Origin of the sequence: Sphingomonas endolithica (assembly GCF_025231525.1) — a bacterium.
GTDB classification, from domain to species: domain Bacteria; phylum Pseudomonadota; class Alphaproteobacteria; order Sphingomonadales; family Sphingomonadaceae; genus Sphingomonas; species Sphingomonas endolithica.
On sequence record NZ_CP103057.1, the window covers coordinates 2,293,140 to 2,317,104 of the forward strand.

The 23,965-nt window shown below is 61.3% G+C and carries 20 protein-coding genes and 1 tRNA gene; 10 read left to right on the forward strand and 11 right to left on the reverse strand.

Translation table 11 applies throughout. The features are described 5' to 3' along the window. Positions 1–379: 379 nt before the first annotated feature. Both NV382_RS10855 and NV382_RS10860 read right to left on the reverse strand, forming a co-directional pair. Positions 380–547, reverse strand: coding sequence for a hypothetical protein (locus NV382_RS10855; protein WP_260596770.1), 168 nt, complete (start codon positions 545–547; stop codon positions 380–382). Between the two features lie 128 nt (positions 548–675). Then, on the reverse strand, positions 676–1,353 hold the full coding sequence (locus NV382_RS10860) for a PEPxxWA-CTERM sorting domain-containing protein (RefSeq protein ID WP_260596772.1): 678 nt from the start codon (positions 1,351–1,353) through the stop codon (positions 676–678). 511 nt (positions 1,354–1,864) lie between these two features. Here NV382_RS10860 and NV382_RS10865 point away from each other — a divergent pair. Further along, positions 1,865–2,155, forward strand: coding sequence for a hypothetical protein (locus tag NV382_RS10865; protein ID WP_260596773.1), 291 nt, complete (start codon positions 1,865–1,867; stop codon positions 2,153–2,155). A 266-nt stretch (positions 2,156–2,421) separates the two neighbouring features. Here NV382_RS10865 and NV382_RS10870 read toward each other — a convergent pair whose 3' ends face one another. Beyond that, complete coding sequence (locus tag NV382_RS10870) at positions 2,422–3,012, reverse strand: PEPxxWA-CTERM sorting domain-containing protein (RefSeq protein WP_260596774.1); 591 nt, start codon at positions 3,010–3,012, stop codon at positions 2,422–2,424. 633 nt (positions 3,013–3,645) lie between these two features. Here NV382_RS10870 and NV382_RS10875 point away from each other — a divergent pair. The 3 genes from NV382_RS10875 (at position 3,646) to NV382_RS10885 (ending at position 6,668) form a co-directional block, all read left to right on the forward strand. Next, entirely contained in the window at positions 3,646–4,869 is a 1,224-nt protein-coding gene (locus tag NV382_RS10875; protein ID WP_260596775.1) for an NF038122 family metalloprotease, read from the forward strand. 953 nt (positions 4,870–5,822) lie between these two features. Beyond that, a complete protein-coding gene (locus NV382_RS10880; RefSeq protein WP_260596776.1) occupies positions 5,823–6,314 on the forward strand; it encodes a Ros/MucR family transcriptional regulator in 492 nt (163 codons plus the stop codon). 183 nt (positions 6,315–6,497) lie between these two features. Beyond that, positions 6,498–6,668: a hypothetical protein gene (locus tag NV382_RS10885; RefSeq protein ID WP_260596777.1), complete on the forward strand. Its 171-nt coding sequence runs from the start codon at positions 6,498–6,500 to the stop codon at positions 6,666–6,668. A gap of 126 nt (positions 6,669–6,794) precedes the next feature. On the opposite strand, the gene NV382_RS10890 is transcribed toward NV382_RS10885, so the two are convergent. Next, positions 6,795–7,712: a hypothetical protein gene (locus tag NV382_RS10890; protein ID WP_260596778.1), complete on the reverse strand. Its 918-nt coding sequence runs from the start codon at positions 7,710–7,712 to the stop codon at positions 6,795–6,797. 381 nt (positions 7,713–8,093) lie between these two features. On the opposite strand from NV382_RS10890, the gene NV382_RS10895 reads away from it, so the two are divergent. From NV382_RS10895 to NV382_RS10905, 3 genes are all read left to right on the forward strand, one after another. Next, the gene (locus NV382_RS10895) at positions 8,094–8,930 is read left to right on the forward strand and encodes a PEPxxWA-CTERM sorting domain-containing protein (protein ID WP_260596779.1); all 837 of its coding nucleotides are present in this window, start codon (positions 8,094–8,096) and stop codon (positions 8,928–8,930) included. Between the two features lie 246 nt (positions 8,931–9,176). Then, on the forward strand, positions 9,177–9,776 hold the full coding sequence (locus tag NV382_RS10900) for a hypothetical protein (RefSeq protein WP_260596780.1): 600 nt from the start codon (positions 9,177–9,179) through the stop codon (positions 9,774–9,776). A gap of 966 nt (positions 9,777–10,742) precedes the next feature. Then, positions 10,743–11,186: a DUF6641 family protein gene (locus NV382_RS10905; protein WP_260596781.1), complete on the forward strand. Its 444-nt coding sequence runs from the start codon at positions 10,743–10,745 to the stop codon at positions 11,184–11,186. 748 nt (positions 11,187–11,934) lie between these two features. Here NV382_RS10905 and NV382_RS10910 read toward each other — a convergent pair. Then, positions 11,935–12,699 (reverse strand): hypothetical protein, encoded by a 765-nt coding sequence (locus NV382_RS10910; RefSeq protein WP_260596782.1) that lies wholly within the window; start codon positions 12,697–12,699, stop codon positions 11,935–11,937. A gap of 111 nt (positions 12,700–12,810) precedes the next feature. Between NV382_RS10910 and NV382_RS10915 the strand changes: the two genes are divergently transcribed. Next, a complete protein-coding gene (locus NV382_RS10915) occupies positions 12,811–13,026 on the forward strand; it encodes a helix-turn-helix domain-containing protein (protein WP_260596783.1) in 216 nt (71 codons plus the stop codon). A gap of 741 nt (positions 13,027–13,767) precedes the next feature. On the opposite strand, the gene NV382_RS10920 is transcribed toward NV382_RS10915, so the two are convergent. Beyond that, positions 13,768–13,843 (reverse strand) — tRNA-Thr (locus NV382_RS10920). Positions 13,844–14,011: 168 nt separating this feature from the next. Here NV382_RS10920 and NV382_RS10925 point away from each other — a divergent pair. Beyond that, positions 14,012–15,265, forward strand: a complete 1,254-nt coding sequence (locus NV382_RS10925) for a PAS domain-containing protein (protein WP_260596784.1) — start codon at positions 14,012–14,014, stop codon at positions 15,263–15,265. A 58-nt stretch (positions 15,266–15,323) separates the two neighbouring features. Beyond that, positions 15,324–19,940, forward strand: a complete 4,617-nt coding sequence (locus NV382_RS10930) for an NAD-glutamate dehydrogenase (protein ID WP_260596785.1) — start codon at positions 15,324–15,326, stop codon at positions 19,938–19,940. A 203-nt stretch (positions 19,941–20,143) separates the two neighbouring features. On the opposite strand, the gene NV382_RS10935 is transcribed toward NV382_RS10930, so the two are convergent. Genes NV382_RS10935 through cobS form a run of 5 tightly spaced genes read right to left on the reverse strand, consistent with a single transcriptional unit; the run spans position 20,144 to position 23,943 of the window. Next, positions 20,144–20,398: a ribbon-helix-helix domain-containing protein gene (locus NV382_RS10935; protein ID WP_260596786.1), complete on the reverse strand. Its 255-nt coding sequence runs from the start codon at positions 20,396–20,398 to the stop codon at positions 20,144–20,146. After that, complete coding sequence (gene cobT / locus NV382_RS10940) at positions 20,391–22,223, reverse strand: cobaltochelatase subunit CobT (protein WP_260596787.1); 1,833 nt, start codon at positions 22,221–22,223, stop codon at positions 20,391–20,393. Before cobT ends, NV382_RS10935 begins: the two co-directional genes overlap by 8 nt. Continuing rightward, positions 22,223–22,579: a type II toxin-antitoxin system VapC family toxin gene (locus NV382_RS10945; RefSeq protein ID WP_260596788.1), complete on the reverse strand. Its 357-nt coding sequence runs from the start codon at positions 22,577–22,579 to the stop codon at positions 22,223–22,225. The genes cobT and NV382_RS10945 overlap by 1 nt, the downstream gene beginning before the upstream one ends. Positions 22,580–22,608: 29 nt before the next feature. Beyond that, the gene (locus NV382_RS10950) at positions 22,609–22,890 is read right to left on the reverse strand and encodes a type II toxin-antitoxin system Phd/YefM family antitoxin (RefSeq protein WP_260596789.1); all 282 of its coding nucleotides are present in this window, start codon (positions 22,888–22,890) and stop codon (positions 22,609–22,611) included. Positions 22,891–22,938: 48 nt separating this feature from the next. After that, positions 22,939–23,943, reverse strand: a complete 1,005-nt coding sequence (gene cobS, locus NV382_RS10955; protein ID WP_260596790.1) for a cobaltochelatase subunit CobS — start codon at positions 23,941–23,943, stop codon at positions 22,939–22,941. Between the last annotated feature and the right edge of the window lie 22 nt (positions 23,944–23,965).

Consider the following 23,965-nt stretch of genomic DNA (forward strand, 5'->3'; position numbering starts at 1 on the left):
TTTTAGTACGAGCATGCGACTGCCTCAGATTGGTACCAGCCGGTCGCGAGCCTCTCGCCAAGCTCATCCAGTTCGGCCCTTACGCGCCCATGTCCGAGCGCGCCGACGCAGCCTACGTGCTCATCTTCGCCCTGCTGCTGGCGGCTGTGCTTGGCGTTCGATGGTGGCGCAAGTCGCAACGAGCGCGACAACGGGGAGAGCGGCACGGAGAGGTAATCCGGGTGAACACACCGGATGACAGGCGGGGTTAGACGAGCGCTTGAACGTGGCGTAGTTAGTGTTAGCATCCCGCCTGTTGCTGTGGCGGGAGGGATCGCCTAAACTTGAGCGATCGCGTGCGTTGCTGCCTCGCCGCGGCAACACCTTCCTGCTGACTCGTTTATGCGGCGTCTACTGGAGTGGGGGCGACCCATTCAATCTCGGGAATGATGAAAGGCGCAGAACCCTTACGGCGCACCATGGCATACCCTTCTTTTGCCACAACCAAGCGCGCCCGAACAAAGATGCCGTGATGTGATAGGAGCCGGTACTCGTGCTTCTTGGTCACGTCGTTGGTTCTTTCGCGGTCTTGGCATGGCCCGCGGTGAGGGGCCGCCCATCACTCGCTGGTTTAGTGCAAAGCAAAAGCCGCCAGCCTTCGGCCGGCGGCTTCTCTACCGCGTGACGAAGCGAAGCTTAAGCGTAGCTGACGGTAGTCTTAACTGCGCTACGACGACGCATGGCGAAGCCGACCGCGCCCATGCCAACGATCATCATTGCCCACGTGGCTGGCTCAGGGACGGCGCCGGTGGCAGCGAAGGAGTTGAAGGAGAAGGAGGCCGGGTCAGCGGTGGTGCTGCCGCTGAAGTTAACGCGACCGACCGATCCATCGCTGAACGTGCCCGTTAGCGTATTGGCGCCATTGAACAACACGTTGCGGAAATCAACGCTGGCGCTTGGGTTGGCAGTGGTGCCGAAGTTTACGCGGAATGCAGAGTAGGCGCCAGGATCGAAGTTAGTCGCCCCGTAGGTCAGCATCGCCGTCTTGGAAGGAAGCAGCGTCTCCGAAGGCGTTCCGACACCTGGCGAATTATCAGTGCCGCCGTTGATGGAGCCACCACCAAAGTTGTCGATGTTTGTGATGTTGTAGATCGAGCCACCATCGAGCGTAAGTGCAAGGCTGGTGAGATACGGTGTTGTGTCAGATCCAGCGGTGGTGTTAGTCACGCGGAACTTGGGCTGATCCACACCGCTGCCTGTGCCATTCGGGCTGCCTAGGTTCGTGCCCACCTCGACCAGAAACGTACCCGCATAGGCTGGGGCTGCGCTAAGCGTTAGAGCACCGACCAGCGCGGTTGCCATCATTTTCTTCATTAAAGTTTCCCTATCCTACCGTGAGCCAACTTGGCGATTAACCTGCTGTTAATCTTTCCGGTAGTGGAGGAGTCACATGGCGGTCAACGAGGGAAGATGGGGCCATCGTCTCTTTCTTGAACATTTCTATGCGGTAACAGTAAACAAAAATTAACCTGTGCCGAACTGGCACATAGCCCTTTGCTCTTAGGTGCGACAAGATCAGCGTCATAGGTCGGAGAGCCGATCGTGCCGTGTCTTAGCCTCCCACGCTGACATACGGGTGCGCAGCCCGCACCACCTCGGCAGCCTTCTCGATCGCCGCCAACTCGGTGGCGCTGCCGGTCGGGTGGGTCGCCCAGTTCGATTTGACGTTGAACGCGAGCGAGCAGCGTCCCGCGTTCAGCCCGGCAGCGAATAGGCCGCTGCGGGGAACTATGCATTATGCCGTGACGAGCCTCGGTTGGAACGCAGCAGTAGCGGCGGCCAACAGCACTAACCAGTCGTAGTCCGAGCCGCTAAGGGCCGGCTGATGGATTCCCTAATCATCGTGCTGATCGTTCTGGTCGCAGTCTTGCTCATCTCCATCCGTATGGCAGGAGCAGAGAAACGGCGGCGCCAACGGGCGTGGGCAAGCTACTTCCAACAGCCTGAGCCACAGCATCGCCAGAAAAAGGCGGAGGCATCAACGGCGAGTGCGTTCGGTGCAAGCACCACCTCGACCAGCAAACGCGCCAGCACGATGAAGCGGACCCTCTGGTTTGCCATTCCGATCGGCATCATGCTGTGGTGCCTCATCGTTTGGGCGGTGATCGGTCTCTAAAGGTCGAGCCAGCGGCGCTGGAGCTTAGCAAGTAGCCGACGAGCCTCTGCGCTCGCGCCATCCGTGCGTTGGTATGCCGCCAGCAGATCGGCGCCAGTCATCTCCTGAATGAACGCCTCGTCAGTGTGCGGCTCGATCATGCGGGCACGGTACACTTGCCGTGATGAGTCAGAACGCGCGGACGTCACTTCGCCGGATCATAAGCAAGCAAAAAGCCGCCAACCTTTCGGCCAGCGGCTCTCTTTTGCTTGTCTGACGGATGGTGCTTACGCGGCGGCGATCGCGCGCACCTTGTTGGTGAAGTTCACCTCCGAAACCTTGATGCGACGACGCATCGCAAACCCAACTGCACCCATGCCGAGGATCATCATGGCCCAGGTCGCAGGCTCAGGCACGGCGCCGGAGGTGGCAAGTCGCACAGTGCCAGGACCAGCGGCCGTCAGTGTGAAGGCGCCCCGATCAGAGTTGGCGTAAGACGTAAAGACAATGTTGTAGGCAGCCCCGGCGAGGAGGTTGGCCGTGAGCTGAGCGTTGGAGCCGACGCCGCTATCATCATCAACGGCAGTAATATTGGTCAGTGCCGATGATGGGTTAAACGCACCCGTATATAGGGACAGAAAATTGTCAAATGCGCTAACGGCATCAAAGGTGTAAGCGCCTGCTGCGTCGACAGTGAACGAGAAGGACTGATAGGCGACGTTCGTACCGGCTCCCGACAACGTGGTCGTGGTAAATGCTCGATTGTACGTAGGCGCGGTCGTAGTGTTACCCGAAAAAACTACCGTCGCCGCGTTAGCAGCACTGCCGAAAGACGCGGCTAGAACAACAGCAGCCCCAATGTTACGGATCATCTTCATTTTAGGTCCCCTCTGTGCCTCGCACAGCGCGGGGCTGTTGGTGTTGTTAACCTGCCGTTCACCAAAAGAAAACGTCTTTTCTCGATCTTATTCACGCCTGTTCCATTTCGTCACAGAAGCAGGCGCCGGCGGTAGGCGCTGTCGTACTTGAACGGCTAGCGGCCGAACTACGCGGTGTACCCTCCAACCCCGTCGAGACCGTCGCCCCAACAAAAAGGGATGGCGGTAACCAGATCATTCGGGAGGCCGGTGACGAAGTTCTTTTACCCCAACCGGCACAAGGCAGGCCAGCCGCAATACGGGGCGCGCGCTCGGCTGCGTTGCACCCGATTACTAGCGACGGCCTGGAACTGATCGCCCCAGCACGGCGCGCCGCTATGATCCAATCGTCGGCAGAAGATAGGCCAGAGTGCAGGCGCGCTGGGCACCTCCGAGGCACTGCGCTCTAGGTTTAGGTGGCGTTAGGTGTGGCCAAATAGACACGACGGGCCGCTATCGTATTAAATTTGTAAAACTGGTTAACAATTGGTTGCGAGGAAGTCCGGCGCGATTAGAAGTTACGGTGAATCGGCCGCTGCAGCCGTACGATCTAATTGCTCGTTCAGCACCGGTCAAACTACAGGGGGAAGCGAAATGCTCAATATGAAGACTAGACTGGCAGCAGCTGCGGCTTTGGCGATGGTGATCGGCACGCCAGCGATGGCTAGTGTGACGTTTCAGCTGGTTGATTACAATGGCTCTGTGACCGGCACGGCTGCTGCACAAGGTTTCAAGATTGCAACCGACTATTGGGCATCGGTACTGACGACGTCCGCCGACGTAGGCGATGTGACCGTCCGCCTAGAGACTGGCTACAATCCTCTAGCCACCGGCGTGATCGGGTCGACCGGCAGTACGCGTTATCTCGTGGGCACTTCAGACATTTATGAACAACTCGGTGCGACTGGTGTTGGGGCGCTTGACGCAAAAGCAAACGCCAGTCTGAGCCCGCTCACTGCTGCAGGTGATCTCCAGGCGATTACCAGTGGCTATGGCAATCCTGCTACGAAACTTGGCGTCGACTGGACGACCAAGATCTTCGACAACGACGATAGTCTCAACAATACTCAGATGGTTGTTAATGGCGCGACGTTGAAGGCCCTGGGTTACACTGGATTCAACCCTGCCCAGCGTGATGCGCAGGTCAACTTTAGCAGCAACTTCGCCTTCGATTTCAACCCAACTGACGGCATCACGGCTGGCACTTTCGATTTTATCGGCGTCGCCATCCATGAAATCGGCCACGCGCTTGGCTTTGTCAGCGGCGTCGATCAGTATGATACCGGCAGCGCTACAGGGTTTAATCGCGACGCAGGGGGCGCGGGTGGCTTCTCCACGCTCGACCTGTTCCGCTACAGCGCCGACTCTACGAACATCGCACCCGGCACCGGACCGGCGCTTGACCTCGCAGTGGGCTCCGCAGCCTATTTTTCGATTGATGGGGGCCAGACCCAATTCAACGGTAGCTCGCTGTTCTCGACTGGTCGCAACCGTGGCGATGGCCAGCAGGCCTCGCACTTTAAGGATTTAGGCGGTTGCACCGGGCAGATCGGCATCATGGACCCAAACTTCTGCTTTGGCCAAATGGGCGAAGTGAGCGCGACCGATCTGGCGGCGTTTGATGCCCTAGGTTGGAACCTCAAATTCGACGTTTTGGCGAACACAGGCTACAAGGTTACGTCTGCCGACATCTACACCCAGTTTGCACAGTCCGTCCCGGAGCCCACCACATGGGCGATGATGCTGGTCGGCTTCGGCGTGATCGGTGGGGCCATGCGCCGCCGGGGTAAGGTCAAGACGACCGTCAGCTACGCATAAGGTTGGATTCGTCACGCGAGCCGGAAGCCGCTGGTCGAAAGACTGGCGGTTTTTGCTGTGTGAAATCGGCCTGTCGCGATCAGCTTAGGCGCGACGCCAGATATTTCAGGGCGTCTCGCACCTTCGTCACCGATAGCTCGATGATCGTCTGTTTTGCATAGATGCCGGACGTAGTGTTGCTGCGGTGGTCTAGCGATGGCGGCCAGCCTAATCGGGCGACCGGCAACTGTCGGCACCGTAGCAACGGTCCCCCTTTGGCGCGGTGTCAGGAGGAGCAATCAGCTCGCGCGCTTTGTCGTTTCTGATCAGCTCGACAACGTGGCAATAAGCTCCAGAACAAAGCTATCCGCACTCTTTCAAACCATAGCGCTGCCATGCCACATTCGAACGGATGCCCGCATTAGACTTGACCAGAGTGCAGGCCAGGTCGGATCGATCCGGGGGCGTGCATTGCGCCACGATAAAGGGTCCTTCGTTTCCCGCGGGCAAGCAGGATACCTTCTTGCCAATCGTGAGCCTCGTCAGAACGCCTCGTGCCTTCGTGGGTACGAGTTTGCCCACTTCCAAGCCCGCGATGCGAATTCGTGTGCTGTCGCTGCAAACCATCGTGGTGCCGTTCGGCACGCTCGCGACCAGACACAAGATTACTGCAGCCATCATATTGCAGCCTCCTTGTTCGGCCTCCGAGATCCGGCGGAAGCCAATAGCGCCTTCTTCGGCTCGAGTACCTCTCTAGTCCCCCACTACGCTGCTAGCCAGTGTCCTAGCGCTGGCTTTGCACGTTGATTGCTGTGGTGCAGGCGAGCGACCCATGAACCGAAACAACGCGCCGGTGGCGGTATGGCGAAGGCGTTGAGGATCGCCTGACAGGTAGGTCTCGTGGCATCCGTTAAGGCTTTCCGCAAATCTGTTTTGCAGTAATACGCATCTTCCCCCCGCCAAAGGTTCCAGCCGTGGAAAACGTTATTGATCCTGTTACCCTGGCAGCCGAGCTCACGATCGCATGGCTGTCCAACTCAAACACTCGCGCCGCATCGGAAGATGTCCCAGCGTTCCTCACCTCAATGCACACTGCGGTGAAGTCTTTGGCCGCTCCCGAGGCCAGTGTTGAGCCAGAAGCTCCCGCACCCGAGCACAAACCGGCCGTGACGGCCCGCAAGTCACTAGCCAGCCCCGATTACATTATTTCGATGATAGACGGGAAGCCATACAGAACCCTTGCCCGGCACCTTGCGGCCAATGGGCTCAGGCCGGCTGAATACCGGCAGCGGTATGGCCTCAAACCCGACTACCCGATGACGGCCGCAACCTACTCAGAAGTTCGCCGCGCGATGGCAAAGAAGATCGGGTTCGGTCGGAAGCTCGGGGAGACGAACGCCGCACGTGCGGCAAAGGACAAAGCTCCCGGGCGCCGCGGTCGCAAGCCAGCGGCGAAGAAAGACTAGATTTAGCCACGACAGCGGCCGACGTCCTTCTTCATGCCTGGGGCAAAGGACATACTCAGTAGCACCGTTGCCCGCTATCTGACGGCCTTGCGATGGCACCGTCACCGACCGGAGGCAGCGAGCTTTGGGGGCCTGCCCCTTGCTCGTCATTGGTGGTACGATGATCGCATAATGAAAACACGGATGAAGCGGAACGCTGGGGCGATGAAGCGTCTCACGCAGATCGAGATGTCGATCATAGAACTCGGAGACGAGGACCTGCTCGATCTCGCCGACATTTACAGGGATAAGTCCGAGACCGTTATCGCGCAGTACGCCTTCGCTGAGATGGCCCGGCGCAAAATTAGCCTATAAGCTGCTTGGGCAACTGCGGGCGTATGGCGGCTTCGTCTGGGAGCAGCCGTTCGTCAAAGCGATGAACGCCTACAAATCTTCCGAATGTTCCCGTTGTAGTCGGGAGCGGAAGGACCAGCGAACGAGTCAGGTCGCATAATCAGTTCTGGCCGCCGCCTTCGGTGTGATGACAGCCCAAGTCACGCCGGTCAGCGCTGCGAGCACGAACGTCTCGACCAAGAATTGCCCTTCGGCGGCGAAGGCCAGCCACCAACTATCCTTGATCCAGAAACTGAATAGGCCGGTTGCGACGATCCGCCCTCTCATCAGCAACATAAGCAGGACGAACAGCGCAACACGACGAAACTTCGACCCTTTAAGAACCGGCCACAAAAGGTAGATGATAATAAACGAGGAAATGGTCGGCTCTATGAACATGCCATAAATGTATTTGTAAACGTAAATTCCGTACGGCATCGTGTGTACTTCAGGAGTCTCAGTCAGGTGCATCATGGCGGTTACTAGATCCGCAATGAACTTCAGCACCGGCAGCAGTCCAAAATAACCGATGGCGCTTGCAAGAACGACAGCCAAAAGCATTGCCACAGGCCGATCCGATCCGACCTTTCGGGCTATGACGACCGCGATGGCACCGCTGTAAAACGACAACAGCGCGTTAGGCAGGCGGGTCATCAGCAGGTAGACCCAGCGCAGGTCAACCCACCCATCGGAGACGATGTTGTCGACGACTATAACGCGCAGCGTTTCCTGCAGGAGGACGACCAGCAGCCCGAAGAACGCGGCAGCAAAATAGATGTTGTGCCGATCGAGATACCAGCTTGCCAGACGGCAAACGTACACCATCGCGCCAAGCCGCACGACTTGCCCGACATACCTAGCCCAAGGAGGGGCATCTCCGTCGTTAGGATAGGGGATCCCAAGGTGCGCGATGGCGAGATCGTGTGATCCCAACGCGAGGAATGCCGTGATAATCATCCCGAACGCGAGAATGGTACAGTTCTTCACGGTAAGCGTCACTTGCTGAGCCGGCTGAACGTTGGTCACGGAAATCCTCACTATGAGCTAGTGTCTTGCCCCTATAAGACAGCAAAGGATGGCGCAACGCGCGTTATCTTGCCACGTGCCGGATCACGGCTGCCTTTGGCACCATCTGCCAAAAGCCGCCGGACTGCTATCCACCAATTTCGGCCATGGCAGCTAGCGCCAGAAACGGACATTCGGCCCCTCCCTGCACGATCAGCTCCGTCGCCTTCGTGCCCCCGCCGCTGAGCGCGGCGCAGCGGTCCAGGTGGTCTGCACACCAGGCTGCGAGAAAGTGATGATTAGCAAAGGTGTCCCAAATAGCGACAAGTACACCATCTGCCATTGATTAACGATTCGTTCATCCGTACGGAAATTTCAACATCACACGACCCCGGGGGAATTATGAAGAAGCTTGCTCTTGCAGCCGCGCTGCTCCTTACCACGGCTGCTCCTGCATTGGCTCAGCAGACTGTGGCCACCCTCGAAAATGGTGCACTGCCTTCCACCGCCGACGGTCGGACTTTCACGTCTAACCCGGCCGACAATCGCTTGAACGACAACGGGACCGTTTCGTTTGCGCGCATATCGGCAACGTCGCCGATCAGCACGAACGGCTCCATCGACATCGAAGGTCAGCGGTCGCGTATCTACAACAACATGACCGGACTAGGCATTGCCGCCAACAGCCTAGGATCGTTCACCGCCGACTATCAGGTGGACAACGGCGGTATTGCTAGCAACCCCCAGTCGCCAGCTTTCCGCGTGAATGTGAACGGTTCTAACCTCGTCAGCGGTTTCGCGGGCCAAAGCGAGCTGATCTGGGAAGCTGCGAACAACGGTGGCTATACGCTTGGCGTGCCCGGCACGGTTAAGGCGGCTGACCTGTTCTGGCGGCAAATCGTTGGCCAAGGCTTTGACGGCACGAGCGGTATTGGTTCCGGTGCCTATAACTTGCGCTCCCTATCCGAGTGGGGCGACCTCCTCGGCGGCAGCGTGCTCGGCATCGGCGTCGGTAACGGCGGCTGCCCCGGCAATTGCTCCACCTTCAGCGCGTTTGCCGACAATCTGTCCCTGACAACCGACACGAGCACGTACAGCTACAATTTCGGCACTGCTGCGGCCACGGGCGCCGTTCCCGAGCCCGCTACGTGGGCTATGATGCTGACCGGCTTCGGCGCCATCGGCTTCGGCATGCGTCGTCGCAAGAGCAAGGTTAAAACCAACCTCGCTCTCGCCTAACGCACTCGCTCAGGCTGAACGAAAGCCGTCGCCCTCCTTGACCCGGGGCGGCGGCTTTCTTGTTTGTAAAAGCTGTCACTGAACGTCCGCTTTCCACGACATCCAGACATTCGCGATCGGCAAAGCAGTCCGCGAAATGCCGCGCCTGCCGAGTCGGTGCGTTCCTCCGTTTATCGTGAGATCAGCCAGCCACGGCACCATTTGAGGCACTGCCCTGCACCGAGGAAGGCGATCGACAGCGGTTCATTGGCGCCGACTCGTTACCCTGTTAATTTGCTGCCGCCGCGCGACGGTTTATTCTACATGGGAACACAGCATGCACGTCATGGCGAGGTTTCGACGGTGAGGATTTCTGAAGCCGAACTCGACCTGAGCTTCGCCGAAGGCCTGCTTCGTTCGCCCACTCTTCTGACAGACGTTCTCCGGGGCGGCCGTTTCAAACGGTTCGCATCCGAAGCGCATATCTTGGCCGCGGAGCAATCGGCCATCCGGCCAAAGGCAAGCCATTGGTGGAAGCACTGGTGGTGCCGCCTTCCTGATGGCTCAGAAGGCGAGACAGACGTGTTTGTTGTATTGGAGGCGGAAGGCGAGCGGTTCGCTCTACATGTTGAAAACAAGCCTGCCGACGGCAAACTGCTCATGAAGCAGGCGGTGGATTATCGACGCCGAGCGGCCCTGAAAGCCAACGATCCGATGTGGCTGAACTACACTGACTTCGAGACGATCCTCATGTGTCCTGCTCGCTTTGCTGAGCAGCACGCCGAAAACGCGCTGCAATTCGACCGCGTGCTGTCGTACGAAGACGTCGGGCGTATACTGCCTTTGTTTGCTGGAGCGGCACTCTGACTTTCGACACAGCAGAAGGAATATTCCTCAGATTGCCTCCCGATGGAGCGGCTGTCGCAACGTCCGGCGCTTCGATATGGACCGCAAAGCATGGAGAAGCCGGATGACTACCGCCCTACCAGCCGACGCGACGCTACACGATCTGCGTTCCAGCCCTGCCGAACGGGTGGCATTTGCCCGTAAGGTGCTTGGTGTCATGCACAAGGCGAAGGCGCATGGTACAGTCGTCATGCGGATGGGAATAACGGGCACTGGCCAAGAGCCAAATTACCGCCTCGAAGACGCGAGCGGGACCCCCTTTCTGGCTCTCGATGGAGCTAATCACCATCCCTGGCCTGAGGGCTCCAATTTTGGCGACCCTAGAAACTGGAGCACAGTCACTATGTCCTACGAGGACGTCGGCAATGTGATCCGTTCGATAACGGGCTACAAGGGATCATCAGCGATATCAGTAGCGGAATAGCTAACGAGTGACCGTGATCGTTGCACCGTCAGGCATTACAACGGCTGTAGTCAGGCCTGCCTACGACCCGTGCAACGAGTCCGATACAGAAAGCAGAGGAATTGGCTATGGCCCCAGGCTGGATGATGACCCTCATGGTAGGGGTTGCAACGCAGGGGGTGCAAACAGCCCAGCCTGCTGATGGTAAGCACCGCTCCACGAGCCGGCACCAACAAAGTTCAGCAGAAACAATGAGTTAGGATGGTGCCGCTTACAGGACTCGAACCTGTGACCCCCGCATTACGAATACTCGTACTGGAAATAACTCGCTGATTTCACCGCGAAATTCCGGCACTTTGCCCCTCTTTGACAATCACAGCGATCATTTAAAAACCGCATTAAATTAATCAGTTAGGCGGTTCTAAGTTCGGTAGCTGGCAGTCACATTATGCGCACGGTCGGCATCCGTTGTCTCCATTCCTGGTCAGGCGGACGACGTGATCCTCGTACATAGGAGGATCAACATGACCGTCATTTCTTCACTAACAATCGTCTCGGCAAATCCGGCTGCATATCGTGTTCGTGGGATCGCTGCCATGCGGCAGAAACTGCTCGATCGCATCGCCGATCAGATCTCGTTGGCTGAGGCGTTAGAGGCCGGCAAGTCGTGCCAGCGGGTGAAATATCGCCGGGTCCGTGACCTTGAAAATGACGAGATCTCCGAGGTTCCCGTTCGTACTCGCATTCGACCTTGGTGGGTGAACGACAGCGACGGTGGAATGCTCGTTTGGATCAAATACGGCAATCAGGCCTTGGAGCTTCAGAAGGGCAAGAGTGCGATCAAGGTTCAGTCGAGCACGGAGTTGGTAGAGGTGTTCAAATCGGTAGCCACTGCGGTTCGAGCTGGCGAGCTCGACACGGCGATCGTTGCCGCTGTAGGCACCTTCAAAGCTCGATTTTCGAAGTGATGCAAGGACGGTGGTTACGGCCGCCGTCCACGCACGCCGTAATCAGTAAGTCGTGCCGACCTCTATATCGGTAAGAGTGCCCCCGGCAGCATCGTCCGTGGTTAGACGTACAACATTATCGCCTTTGCTGAATCGGACCAACAAAACGGCTCCGGCCCACCTTCCATCGGGTATATACAGCCGAAGAAGTTGCTGTTTTTTGTGCATCCGACTCTATCCACGCCCTGTCGTGCGCCGGAATTGGCGCACTGCGAATCCGATTCCCGTTCCATCGGCTTATAACCTGCGGCAACGAGCCGAGTGGCTGCCACCTCATACCGCATCCGTCGTGTCACCCCTGCCATCGTGACGCCTGCCTCAGCTGCCAAATCATCCGGCGATCGGGCTTCCTCAGCGTCGGCAGATAGGTCTTTAGCCCGGTCCGATATCGCTTGGGCCATGCAGGGGTTGTCCACTGTTGGAAGCCATAGCCCATTGCTATCAACGCAGTTTGGATCGCCTTCGGGCTCCCGCACGGGGAGCCGATTTGCAGCTGCAGTCCGAATTTCCACGTCGCCTATAGCGTTCAGCCGATCCGCTGTTGCTTGGTTCGCAGCGGATCTCGCCGTCGCCCTCGCTTCAGCCCTGGCCATCACGTTGTCGGGTTCTGGATCAGAACCACAGCCCGCCAAAAGCGCGATGGCGGCAATAGATCCGAGGTGTGCTGTGCGGATGCATTTTCCTTTAGCGGCAGTTTCCGCCCCACGCCTCAACGACATTCTTCGTCTTTCCCTAAGTCGGTCGTCACGTACAAATCGGCTTTGCGAGCGAAGTGCACGATCTTGCCAGACCCGCATCGTAGGTCAAAGCCGGCGTGCGTGATGGCAGCAAACTTACCGTTTACTCCGATCTGCTCCCTCTGCGAGCCATCGTCGATCTGGCGATAAAGTTTTAGCGCGTGCGGGCCGTCGGGCCGAAGTTCCGCTAGTTCAAACCAACTTTCGGATCCGCCAGCTCCTACGGCAAACCCTTCGGAATATAGCATTGGGTACGCTGAGAATTTATCGGATACGGACGGCTCTGCTCCGGCGCTGCCAACGTCCAGCCAGCCGTTTTCCATTTTGAAGACGCCCCCCTGATAGGTCAGATAATGGACGGCGTACTTCCTCCATTGAGGGGCACCATCACCTCCGATGCTTACGAGCACTGGCCCACGGTCGAGCCAAAGGAGCTTTTCAGGCCTGTACGTGACCTCGGTCATTTCGCCGCCCTCGTCAGCGACCTTAGCTGTAGCCTCACCTTGGCTGCCGAACGCGGCTTGAAACGCCTCCCCCAACATCCCAGCCGCTGGTCGAGCGTTGGTTGCGATTGCATCGACAATGGCATCTGCGCCTACGTCCAATCTACTGGCGTCGGCCTCCAATTTATCTGCGTTGGCATTCGCTTCGTTGGTCAAATTATTGGCATCTGGATTCGAGCCACAGCCGGATAGGACGGAAATGAAGGCGACCGCCCCAAAGTAAGCTGTACGCATGTTTTTCTCCCTACGCTGGAGCCCACCATCGTCGGCGGGACGAAATCATACAACGGCAAATGACACGGCTGGGGGACAGACCATTACCCGGTACTGGGGCCATCTCCGACGATGGATTTGGTCCGCCAGCTTGGGGAGAATGTGCGCCGCATCCGTAAGGAGCGTGGCATCTCGCAGGAGGAGCTTGCGTTGGATGCCGGTATGAAACGCAGCTACGTCAGCGACCTAGAACGCGGCACGCGCAATCCAACTGTACGGGCATTGGGCAGGCTGGCAGCGGCGCTGAAGGTTCCTCCTGCCATATTAATAAGTAATCCTAGCGAATAAATTTGATGTTAATACGCCCAGCAACCACTCATGAAATATTTCATCCAAATCTCGCCGACGAAAGTAGGTTATCACTAGACAGAAAATGGCCATACTTTGAAGTAATGTAATATTGCCAATATAGCTAACATTGCAGGAGGAGAAACCGTCAAGAGCTGAAAGGACCAGTTATCATTATCCGGATTTGGAAGGTCGTATACTTTGACTTCAGACAGAATACCCTGAATGCAAACCCGGTCGAATTTTCCCACCGGCCTTGGTTCTTGGGTGTAAATTGGGGTAGAGGTGTGGATGGTCATTTTTAAGTTGCTCACTTTAGTTGATGAGGAGAATTCCTCCTGATCTGAATACTAAAAGTGTACTTAAAAAGCAAGAAAAGGGATTGTTTTTGGCTGCTAGGAGAGGGAAAATGAGCAGCAAGATCAGAAGCTTACACGGCGGCGAAAACTGATTTTGTTTGTCAAAAAAAGATGGCCCGTGATTGCCCTCTGGGATGCTCTAGGAGCCTCGTACGAGGCTTAAAACTGACGGTCTGAGGGCCACTACAGCAGGAGGTGATTCGCCACCCTAAAAGCAGTTGGACACCGACGTGCCGGATCAGGGGTCTAGGTGATCGATTGTGTGAGTAAGTGGCCGAATACCGACCAATCAAAGCCACATCTCAGGCCGATCAAAGTCACAGCAGCAACGACCCAGACCTCTCCGGAGGAGATCTGTTAAGTCGTTGATTTCATTGGATAATGGTGCCGCTTACAGGACTCGAACCTGTGACCCCCGCATTACGAATGCGATGCTCTACCAACTGAGCTAAAGCGGCGCGGCTGGGCTGATGTGCAGCACAGCGAGGCGGCGCGGTAGCAGGTCGTTGGGGGGGTTACAAGCGCCGTTCATCCCTGCGCCCCTTTACGCATCGTTTACCACGCAGCGCGCACAAGGTGCCCGACCAACGGATGGGGCGCCCGGTGCCCCCAGGGATGTATGCGCAATGGATAATGTTCGCGGCTTCGAAGAGGATCGGATCGGATCGGATCCCGATCCCGACATGGTCGATGATGCGCCGACGCCCGCGATCGGCACGGACGAGCGGCGCATGCATGTCCGCGCGTACAATCATTGGGTGTCGCTGCTGCAAGGCCGCGCCTACCCCTCGATCGAGGATCTCGATCCGGCCAGCATCGCCGATTTTGGGCCCCATAGCGTGCTGCTGGATTTCTCGCGCGGCAGCGAGGATCCGGCGATCGCCTTTCTAGGCCGCGCGCTGCGCGACGAATGCGGGCTGGATGGCAGCGCGACGATGATCTCGCACGTGCCGAGCCGGTCATTGCTGTCGCGCCTGACCGATCATTACCTGCAGATCATCGCCAATCGCGCGCCGATCGGCTTCGAGGCGGAATTCATCTCCTCGCGCGGGCACAACACGATGTATCGCGGCATCCTGATGCCGTTTTCGTCCGACGAGGACACGATCGATTTCATTTATGGCGTGATCAACTGGAAAGAACTGGTCGACGCCGGCACGCAGGCCGGGCTGGATGCCGAGATCGAGGCGTCGGTGCGCACCGCGCCGCGGGCGGCTGCCACTGCCCCGGTCTGGGCAGACGGTCCGAGTGCCGAGCGCGACGACCCCGAAGAGGCGACCGACGCGGCGCCGCGCGCGGCCGGCAGCCTGGCCGATCAGTTGATGCTGGCGCAGCAGACCGCCGCCGCGGTCCGCGCCGCCGACACGCGCAGCCGCGCCACCTTGTACCGCGCGCTGGGCCGCGCGCACGATTTCGCCGCCGCAGCTGACCAAGATCCGCAAGGCTATGAGGCGCTGCTCGACACGGCCGGGATCACGCTGCAGCTGCGCGCGCCGATGACGCCGGTCGCCAAGCTGATCTTCGGCGCGGACTATGACAAGACGCGCCTTACCGAATACGCCACCGTGCTCAGCCATGCGCGCCGCATCGGCGTCGGCACCGGCGGGCTGGAGACGTTCCTCGAATCGATCGACGGCGGGATCAAGGGCGTGGTCCAGGCCGAGCGGGGGCTGCGGCGCCCCGCCACCGGGCCGGCCCGGGATCACAGCGCGGCGTTGCGCGACAGGCCGAGCCTCGCCCGCGTCACGCTGGATACCAAGGTGCAGAGCGGCGGCTATGTCGTGCTGCTCGCGCGGGCCGATGACAGCAACACGCTGCAGATCGTCGCCGCGATCGAGGACGAGGCGCTGACCGCCAAAGCGATGCGCGCCGCCGCCTGAGCGCCAGCCGCCCGCGTCGGGGGTTGAGCAACAAACGGCGCGGGCGCATAGGGCTGGCATGGCCAAGACTATGCTGAAATCGCTGTCGGACGCACTTGCCGCCCGATTGACCAAGGGTGCTCTGCCGGGCGAGCTGCAGGATTTCGGCAAGGCCGAGCGCGCCGCCGCCGCCGCCTTCGTTGCCGCCACGGCCGAGACGCGCGCCCCGGGCGAGCCGGCAATGGAATTGGAGCCGCTGCCGGGGACGGACCTCAGGCGTCGCATGCGGCTGGCGATCATCAATGACGACATGCCGTTCCTGGTCGATTCGATCGCCGCGACGATCGGCGCGCACGGCATCGGCATCGATCGGATCATCCACCCCGTCTTGCGCGTCACGCGCGATGCCGACGGCACGCTGACCGCGGTCGGCGACACCGGCGCGCCCGAATCGATGATCTATATCGAGCTGGAGCGCGCCGATGCACGCGACCGGCGCGATCTGCTCGCCGAACTTGCCGGCAACCTCGCCGATGTGCGCGCCGCGGTCGCGGACTGGCCGGCCTTGCAGCAGGCAATGGCGGAGGACGCCGACATCCTGCAGGCGAGCAGCCATTTCGATGGTGACGGCGAGGGCGCCGAGCTGCTGCGCTGGTTGCTCGACGGTAATTTCACCCTGCTGGGCCATGAGAGTTGGACGGATGCGCGCAGCACGAACCCGCTCGGCATCGCGCGTACCGCACAGACCGTGCCGATCCTGGCCGACGCTTCGCGCGCGCTGGCGATCGCGCATTTCGGCGCCGGCGGCGACGCGCCGTTGCTGCTCAAATCGAACCTGATCTCGGGCGTCCACCGCCACGTGCCGCTGGATCTGCTGCTCGTGCCGATCATGACGGGAGACGCGGTCACCGGCCTGTCGATCCATGCCGGCCTGTGGACCAGCGCGGCGCTCGCCGCGACGCCGCAGGACGTCCCCGTGCTGCGCACGCGGCTCGCGGCGCTGGAGGGGAAGTTCGGCTTCGATCCCAAGGGCCATACCGGCAAGGCGCTGACGCATGCGCTGGCCGCGTTGCCGCACGATCTGATCACCGCGTTCAACGCGGACGATCTGGAGAATCTCGCGCTGACCGCAATGTCGCTGGCGGATCGCCCGCGGCCCAAGCTCGTGCTGGTGCGCTCGACCTTGGGGCGGCACATGTTCGCGTTCGTGTGGCTGCCGCGCGATGACCTGACCACCGCCCGCCGCGTGGCGATCGGCGAGATGCTGGCCGAGGCATGCAGCGGCGCCTTGCTCAATTGGGGGCTGGCGCTGGAAGACGGCACGGTCGCGCTGATCCGCTACACGTTCGATCTGCGCGGCGAAGGCCATATGCCGGACGCCGCGCCGCTCGATGCCCGCCTCGCGCGGATGGTGCGTGGCTGGGTTCCCGCGGTGGAGGCGGCGCTTGGCGAATTACTGGATCCGTCGCGCGCCGCGCGGCTGGCGCTGCGCCATGCCGCCAGCTTCCCGCAAGGCTATCGCAACGGCAACAGCGCGGAGGAAGCGGCGCGCGACATCGTCTGCCTGTCGCGCCTGGATAGCGACGGCGATCGCACCGTGCGCCTGTTCCGCGATGCACAGGGCGCCTCCCGGCTGAAAATCTACCGCGAAGGCGGCGCGCTGGCGCTGTCCGATGCCGTGCCGGTGCTGGAAAATTTCGGCTTCCGCGTGATCGAGGAGATCCCGACCGCGCTCGGCGACGACGCGCACGGCTTCGTGCACGAATTCCTGGTCGAGGCCGCCCGCCGGTTCGACGACGACACCACCACGCTCGAAAACGCCATCGCCGCGGTGCTGGAGGGCAAGGCGGAGAACGACGCGTTCAATCGCCTGATCGTCGATGCCGGCATGGCCCCGTCCTCGGTCGTCTTGTTCCGCGCGTGGTTCCGCTATCTGCGCCAAGCGGGGCTGCCTTACGGGCTGGCGACCGTCGTGGATGCGCTGCGCCGCGCGCCCGATGTCGCAGCGACGTTGATCGACCGCTTCGCCGCCGCGCATGATCCGGCGCAGAAGGCGACCAGCATCGTGGCAACGGATGCCGCGATCGAGCGCGGGCTCGATGCCGTCTCGGCGATCGACGACGACAGAATCCTGCGCGCGCTGCGCAGCGTGATCGCGGCGACGCTGCGCACCAATGCCTTTGCGCCCGCCGGACAGGTGGCCCTCGCCTTCAAGCTCGACAGTCATCTCGTGCCCGGCCTGCCTGCCCCCGTGCCATGGCGCGAGATCTGGGTTTACTCCCCCCGCGTGGAGGGCATCCATCTGCGCGCCGGCCCCGTCGCCCGCGGTGGCCTGCGCTGGTCCGACCGGCGCGACGATTTCCGCACCGAGATCCTCGGGCTGATGAAGGCGCAGCGCGTCAAGAATGCGGTGATCGTGCCGACCGGCGCCAAGGGCGGCTTCTATCCCAAGCAATTGCCGCCCGCGTCCAATCGCGACGCCTGGCTGGCGGAAGGCACCGAAAGCTACCGCATTTTCATCCGCGCTTTGCTGTCGATCACCGACAATATCGTCGAGAATGCGGTGGTCCACCCGGCGGACGTGACGATCCTGGACGGCGATGATCCGTATTTCGTGGTGGCCGCCGACAAGGGCACCGCGACGTTCAGCGACGTCGCCAATGCGATAGCGCTCGAACATGATTTCTGGCTCGGCGACGCGTTCGCCAGCGGCGGGTCGGTCGGCTACGACCACAAGGCGATGGGCATCACCGCCAAGGGTGCATGGCTCTCCGTGCAGCGCCACTTCGCCGAGCGCGGTGTCGACGTGCAAAGCCAAGCGATCCGCGTGATCGGCTGCGGCGACATGTCGGGCGACGTGTTCGGCAACGGCATGCTGCTGTCCAAGACGCTCAAGATCGTTGCCGCGTTCGATCACCGGCATATCTTCCTCGATCCCGATCCCGATCCGGCGGCAAGCTGGGAAGAGCGCAACCGCATGTTCGCGCTGCCGCGCTCAAGCTGGGCGGATTACGACGCCAAGCTCATCTCCAAGGGCGGTGGCGTGTTCCCGCGCACCGACAAGACGATCAAGCTCAGCAAGCAGGTGCGCACCGCACTCGGGCTGAATGCCGAGGAGATGGAGCCGACCGCCTTGATCTCGGCGATCCTCAAGAGCCCGGTCGACCTGATCTGGTTCGGCGGCATCGGCACCTATGTGAAGGCCGCGGCCGAGAACAATATCCAGGTCGGCGACCCGGCCAATGATCGGCTGCGCGTTGATGCCGAGGATCTACGCGCCACCGCGATCGGCGAGGGTGCGAATCTGGGCGTCACGCAAGCCGCGCGCATCGCCTTTGCGGCGCGGGGCGGCCGGATCAACACCGACTTCATCGACAATTCGGCCGGCGTCGATTGCTCGGATAACGAGGTCAACATCAAGATCGCGCTCAACCGCGAGATGATCGAGGGCCGCCTCAGCTACGCCAAGCGCAACACCTTCCTGGCCAGCATGACGGACGATGTCACGCATCTGGTGCTGGAGGATAATCGCCTGCAGACGCTGGCGCTGTCCGTGGCGGAGAATGACGGGCCCCAGACGCTGCCGAGCTATGTCCGCCTGATCGAGATCTTCGAAGGCGCCGGGCGGCTCGACCGCGCGGTCGAGGGGCTGGCGTCGAACGACGATCTGCTGCGCCGCGTGCAGGAATTGCGCGGGCTTACCCGGCCAGAGCTTGCCGTGTTGCTCGCCACCGCCAAGCTCGCGCTGCAGGACGCGATCGAGCATAGCGAGCTCGGGCTGGATCCCGAATTGCGGGACGATCTCCATGCCTCCTTCCCGCGCGCGATGCGCAAGAAGTTCGGCCAGGCGATCGACGACCATCGCCTGCGCGGCGAGATCGTCGCCACCAAACTCGCCAACCGCATCGTCAACCGCATGGGCGTGCTCTACCCCTTCGAGCTGGCGGAGGAGGAAGGCGCGGCAATGGCCGACATCGCGTCTTTGTTCGTCGTCGCGGAGCGATTGTTCGACCTGCCTTCCTTGTGGGCGGAGATCGAGACGGCAGAGATGCCCGAAGCGGCGCGCATCGCCTTGTTCGACGAAGTCGCGGTGGCGACGCGGGCGCAGATCGCGGATCTGCTGCGCGTGTCGCGGCCAGGCACCGGTCCGGCCGAGATCCTGGGGCGGCTGGGCACGGGTATCGCCAGCCTGGACAAGCAAACCAAGCACCTGCTGCTGGCCGAGGCCAGCGCACAGAGCGCGCGGATCGCCGCCAGGTTGGAGGGGGCGGGCGCCTCCAAGAAACTGGTGCAGAAGGTGGTGCGGCTGTTCGAGCTGGATGGCGCGGTGGGGCTTGCCGATCTGGGTGAGCGCCTGGGCCTGGACGAGCTCGTGCTCACGCGCGCATTCACGCGGCTCGGCCAAGCGCTCGGGCTGGACTGGGCACAGGCCAATGCCGCCCGCATCACCCCGAGCGATCCGTGGGAGCGGCTGCTCATCGCCGGCCTGGCGCGCGACTTCCAGCAGTTGCGGCTGGAATTCCTGGGCCGCGGAGCGGGTGATCCGCAGGCCCTGGTCGAAAGCTGGCTGAGCAAGAATGCCGATCGCGTGGCGCAATTCAAATCCGTCGTCGATCGCGCGCGCACGGCGACTGCACCGAATGCCGCGATGCTGGCGCAGATCGCCGGCCAGGCCCGCGTGCTGCTGGGCAGGTGAGCTTGCCCGAAGGATAACCGTCACCCCGGACTTGGTCCGGGGTCCACTCATCCAGTCGGGCGATAGGCGTTGCTGCACGGTGGCCCCCGGAACAGGTCGGCAACTACCCCTTTCAGACATGGTTCGTCATCCCCGCCTGCGCGGGGATGATGGCGAATTACTTGTTCGAAGGGTGCAACCGCCGAACAAGTCCGGGGTGACGGTCAAAGCTGGGCGGAAGACACCTCGCCCAACACCCATGTCCTCAGCGCACTCGCCAGATTCGGCGGATCGTCCGCCAATATCCGCGCCGCATCCACTTCGGCAATCAGCGCGCTAAGCGGCAGCTTCCGCATCTCGGCCGCGCGCTCCACCGCCGCCCAGAACAGCGGCTCCAGGCTAATCGACGTCTGGTGCCCGGCGATCGTCACCGATCGCTTCACCGGCCCGACAAACCCGCCCTCCGGCGGATCAATCATTCTTGTCGAACAATGCCGCCAGCTGCTCGATGATCGTCCCGCCCAGTTGTTCGGCATCCATGATCGTCACCGCGCGACTGTAATAGCGCGTCACGTCATGCCCGATGCCGATCGCCACCAGTTCGACCGGCGACTTGCCCTCGATCCAGCCGATCACCTGTCGCAGATGCCGTTCGAGATAGCTGCCGGAATTCACGCTGAGCGTGGAATCATCCACCGGCGCGCCATCCGAGATCACCATCAGGATCTTGCGATCCTCCGACCGCCCGATCAGCCGCGAATGCGCCCATAGCAGCGCCTCGCCGTCGATATTCTCCTTGAGCAGCCCCTCGCGCATCATCAGCCCGAGATTGGGCTTGGCGCGGCGCCACGGCTCGTCCGCGCGCTTGTAGACGATGTGGCGCACGTCGTTCAGCCTGCCCGGCTGTGGCGGCCGGCCGGCGGCGAGCCAGGTCTCACGCGACTGTCCGCCCTTCCACGCGCGCGTGGTGAAGCCCAAGATCTCGGTCTTCACCCCGCAGCGCTCCAGCGTGCGCGCCAGGATGTCCGCGCTGATCGCTGCGATCGAGATCGGCCGGCCGCGCATCGATCCCGAATTGTCGATCAGCAAGGTGACCACGGTGTCCTTGAAATCAGTCTCGCGCTCGATCTTGTAGGACAGCGACTGCATCGGATTGACCACCACGCGGGCCAGCCGCGCCGCATCCAGCATGCCTTCTTCCTGGTCGAAATCCCAGCTGCGGCTCTGCTGCGCCATCAACCGGCGCTGCAGCCGATTGGCAAGCTTAGTCACCGCGCCCTGCAGGTGGACCAATTGCTGATCCAGATACGAACGCAGCCGTGTCAGTTCGTCCGCATCGCACAATTCCGTTGCAGCGATCACCTCGTCATAGGAATTGGTCCACGCCTTGTAGTCGAACTGCCCGGCGAAATCCTGCGTCGGCCGGTTGGGGCGTACCGGCAGCATGCCGTCCTCGCCCTCGTCGCCCGGCTCGCCATCGACGTCGTCGAACTCCTGCTCACCCTCTTCGCCGCTCTCGCCCTGCTCGCTATCGGCATCGCGCTCGGAGCCGCGCGCTTCGACTTCGCCCTGCCCTTCCTCGCTGTCGCTTTCGCCCTCGTCGCCTTCGTCCGACTGTTGCTCGTCGGTGCCTTCGTCCTCATTGCCGCCCTCGTCGCTTTCCTCGGGGATCATGTCCCCCTCGATCAGCTCGAGATCCTCCAACAACCGCGTCGTCAGCGTGGCAAAGGCGCGCTGGTCGTCGATCGCCAGTGCCAGCGCGTCGAGATCCTTGCCCGCCTTGCCCTCGATCCAGTCGCGCACCAGCGCCATGCCCGGCGCGGTCACCGCCGGCGCCTGCTGCCCGGTCAGCCGTTCGCGCACCATCAGCCCCAGCGCGGTCGACAGCGGCACTTCCTCGCGGTTGCGCGCCCGCGTGATCGGATCGGCGCGCAGGCGCGTGTCGAGCGCGGTCGCCAGATTGGCGGTGATCCCGGCATAGCCGCGCGCCCCCAGCGCCTCGACCCGCGCGCCCTCGACCGCATCGAACACCGCCCGCGCCACGGCATCGCCCGGCGCACCGCGCGTGTGCAGCGCCGTATCGTGGTGCTTCAGCCGCAGCGCAAAGCCATCGGCAAACCCGCGCGCCTCGGCCACCTGCTCGGCCGGCAGCGTCCGCGCCGGCATCGGCACCTTGATGTGCTTGCCCGATGCGGTCGGCGCATCGGCGGTAAAGGCGAGCTCGATCTCCGGCTCCTCGGCCAGCGCGCGCGACGTGCCGCCAAGCACCGCCTTGAAGCGATCTAGGGGCGTTTCCGTGGTCATTACCAGAGTACCTTGCAGCCGAATGCCGCGATCTCGCGATCTCGCGTGATGACGGTCAGATCGCCGCTCAATGCTTGCGCTGCGATGATGCGGTCGAACGGGTCCCCGTGACCGCCGGCCAGCGCGCCCGCGCGCAAACTGTCGGCCGTGTTAATGGGCAGGTCCACAAATGCATCACGCGCCATCAAGCGGCTATAATGGGCGGTCGGGTCACCTATATCGCCCATCTTGCCCAATCGATACTTGGTGGCGATTTCCCAGGCGCTAACTGAACTGACCAGAATGATCGCGTTCGGCTCTTCGATCGCGCGACGCGCGCCATCGCCCAGCTTCGACGCGTTGCTCCACCAGAACAAGGCAGCATGCGTGTCTAGCAGATAACGGCTCACAGGCCGTATTTCTCCAGCCGCTTACCTTCCCACAATTCGAGTTCTTCCGCCGGCAACGGATCGAACCACACCGAATCCGGAATGTTGGCCAGTTCGGGCCAGCCGCCGGGCCGGCGCCGGGGCTTCGTCGCTTCAGCCAACGGAACAAGCTTGGCATAAGGAATGCCCGATTTGGCGAGAATGATTTCCTCGCCAGCGTGCGCACGGTCCATCAGTTTCGACAGGTTCGTCTTGGCGTCATGAACGTTGAATGTTTTCTGCAAATCGGCCTCGGCCATGACAAGCTCCTATGGACCAACTGGACTTAGTCCATAGTTAGTCCGCATTCAAGCCTTGCCTACCACGCTTTCGGGCAGGTCCTTGCCGAATACGCGCTGGTAATATTCCGCCACCAGGCTGCGTTCCGCCTCGTCGCACTTGTTGAGGAAGCTCAAGCGGAACGCGAAGCCGACATCCTTGAAGATGAGCGTGTTCTGCGCCCAGGTGATCACCGTGCGCGGGCTCATCACGGTCGAGATGTCGCCGTTCATGAAGCCCTTGCGCGTCAGATCCGCGACGCGAACCATGTTGTCGACCTGCGCCTTGCCTTCGGGCTTGTCATATTCGCCCGATTTGGCGAGCACGATCTGCGCCTCCACCGCGGCGGGCAGATAGTTGAGCGTGACGACGATGTTCCAGCGGTCCATCTGCCCCTGGTTGATCTGCTGCGTGCCGTGATACAGCCCGCTCGTATCGCCGAGACCGATCGTGTTGGCGGTGGCGAACAGGCGGAAATTGGGATTGGGGCGGATAACGCGGTTCTGGTCGAGCAGCGTCAGCTTGCCCTCGGTCTCCAGTACGCGCTGGATCACGAACATCACGTCCGGCCGTCCGGCATCATATTCGTCGAACACCAGAGCGGTCGGCGTCTGCAGCGCCCAAGGCAGCAGCCCTTCGCGGAATTCGGTGATCTGCTTGCCGTCCTTGAGCACGATCGCATCGCGCCCGACCAGATCGATGCGGCTGATATGCGCATCCAGGTTGATGCGGATGCACGGCCATTTGAGACGCGCGGCGACCTGCTCGATATGCGTCGACTTGCCCGTGCCGTGATAGCCCTGCACCATCACGCGACGGTTGAACGCGAACCCGGCGCAAATGGCGAGCGTCGTATCGGCATCGAACACATAGGCCGGATCGAGATCGGGCACGCGCTCGTCGGCTTCGCTGAACGCCGGCACTTCCATGTCCGAATCGATCCCGAACATGTCGCGCACGCTGACCATGCGATCGGGCGCGTCAAGAATCGTCGTCTCGCGGCTATCGGGCTGGATATTGGGGATGTCGGTCATGGATCGCCTCGTGTGTGGCCCA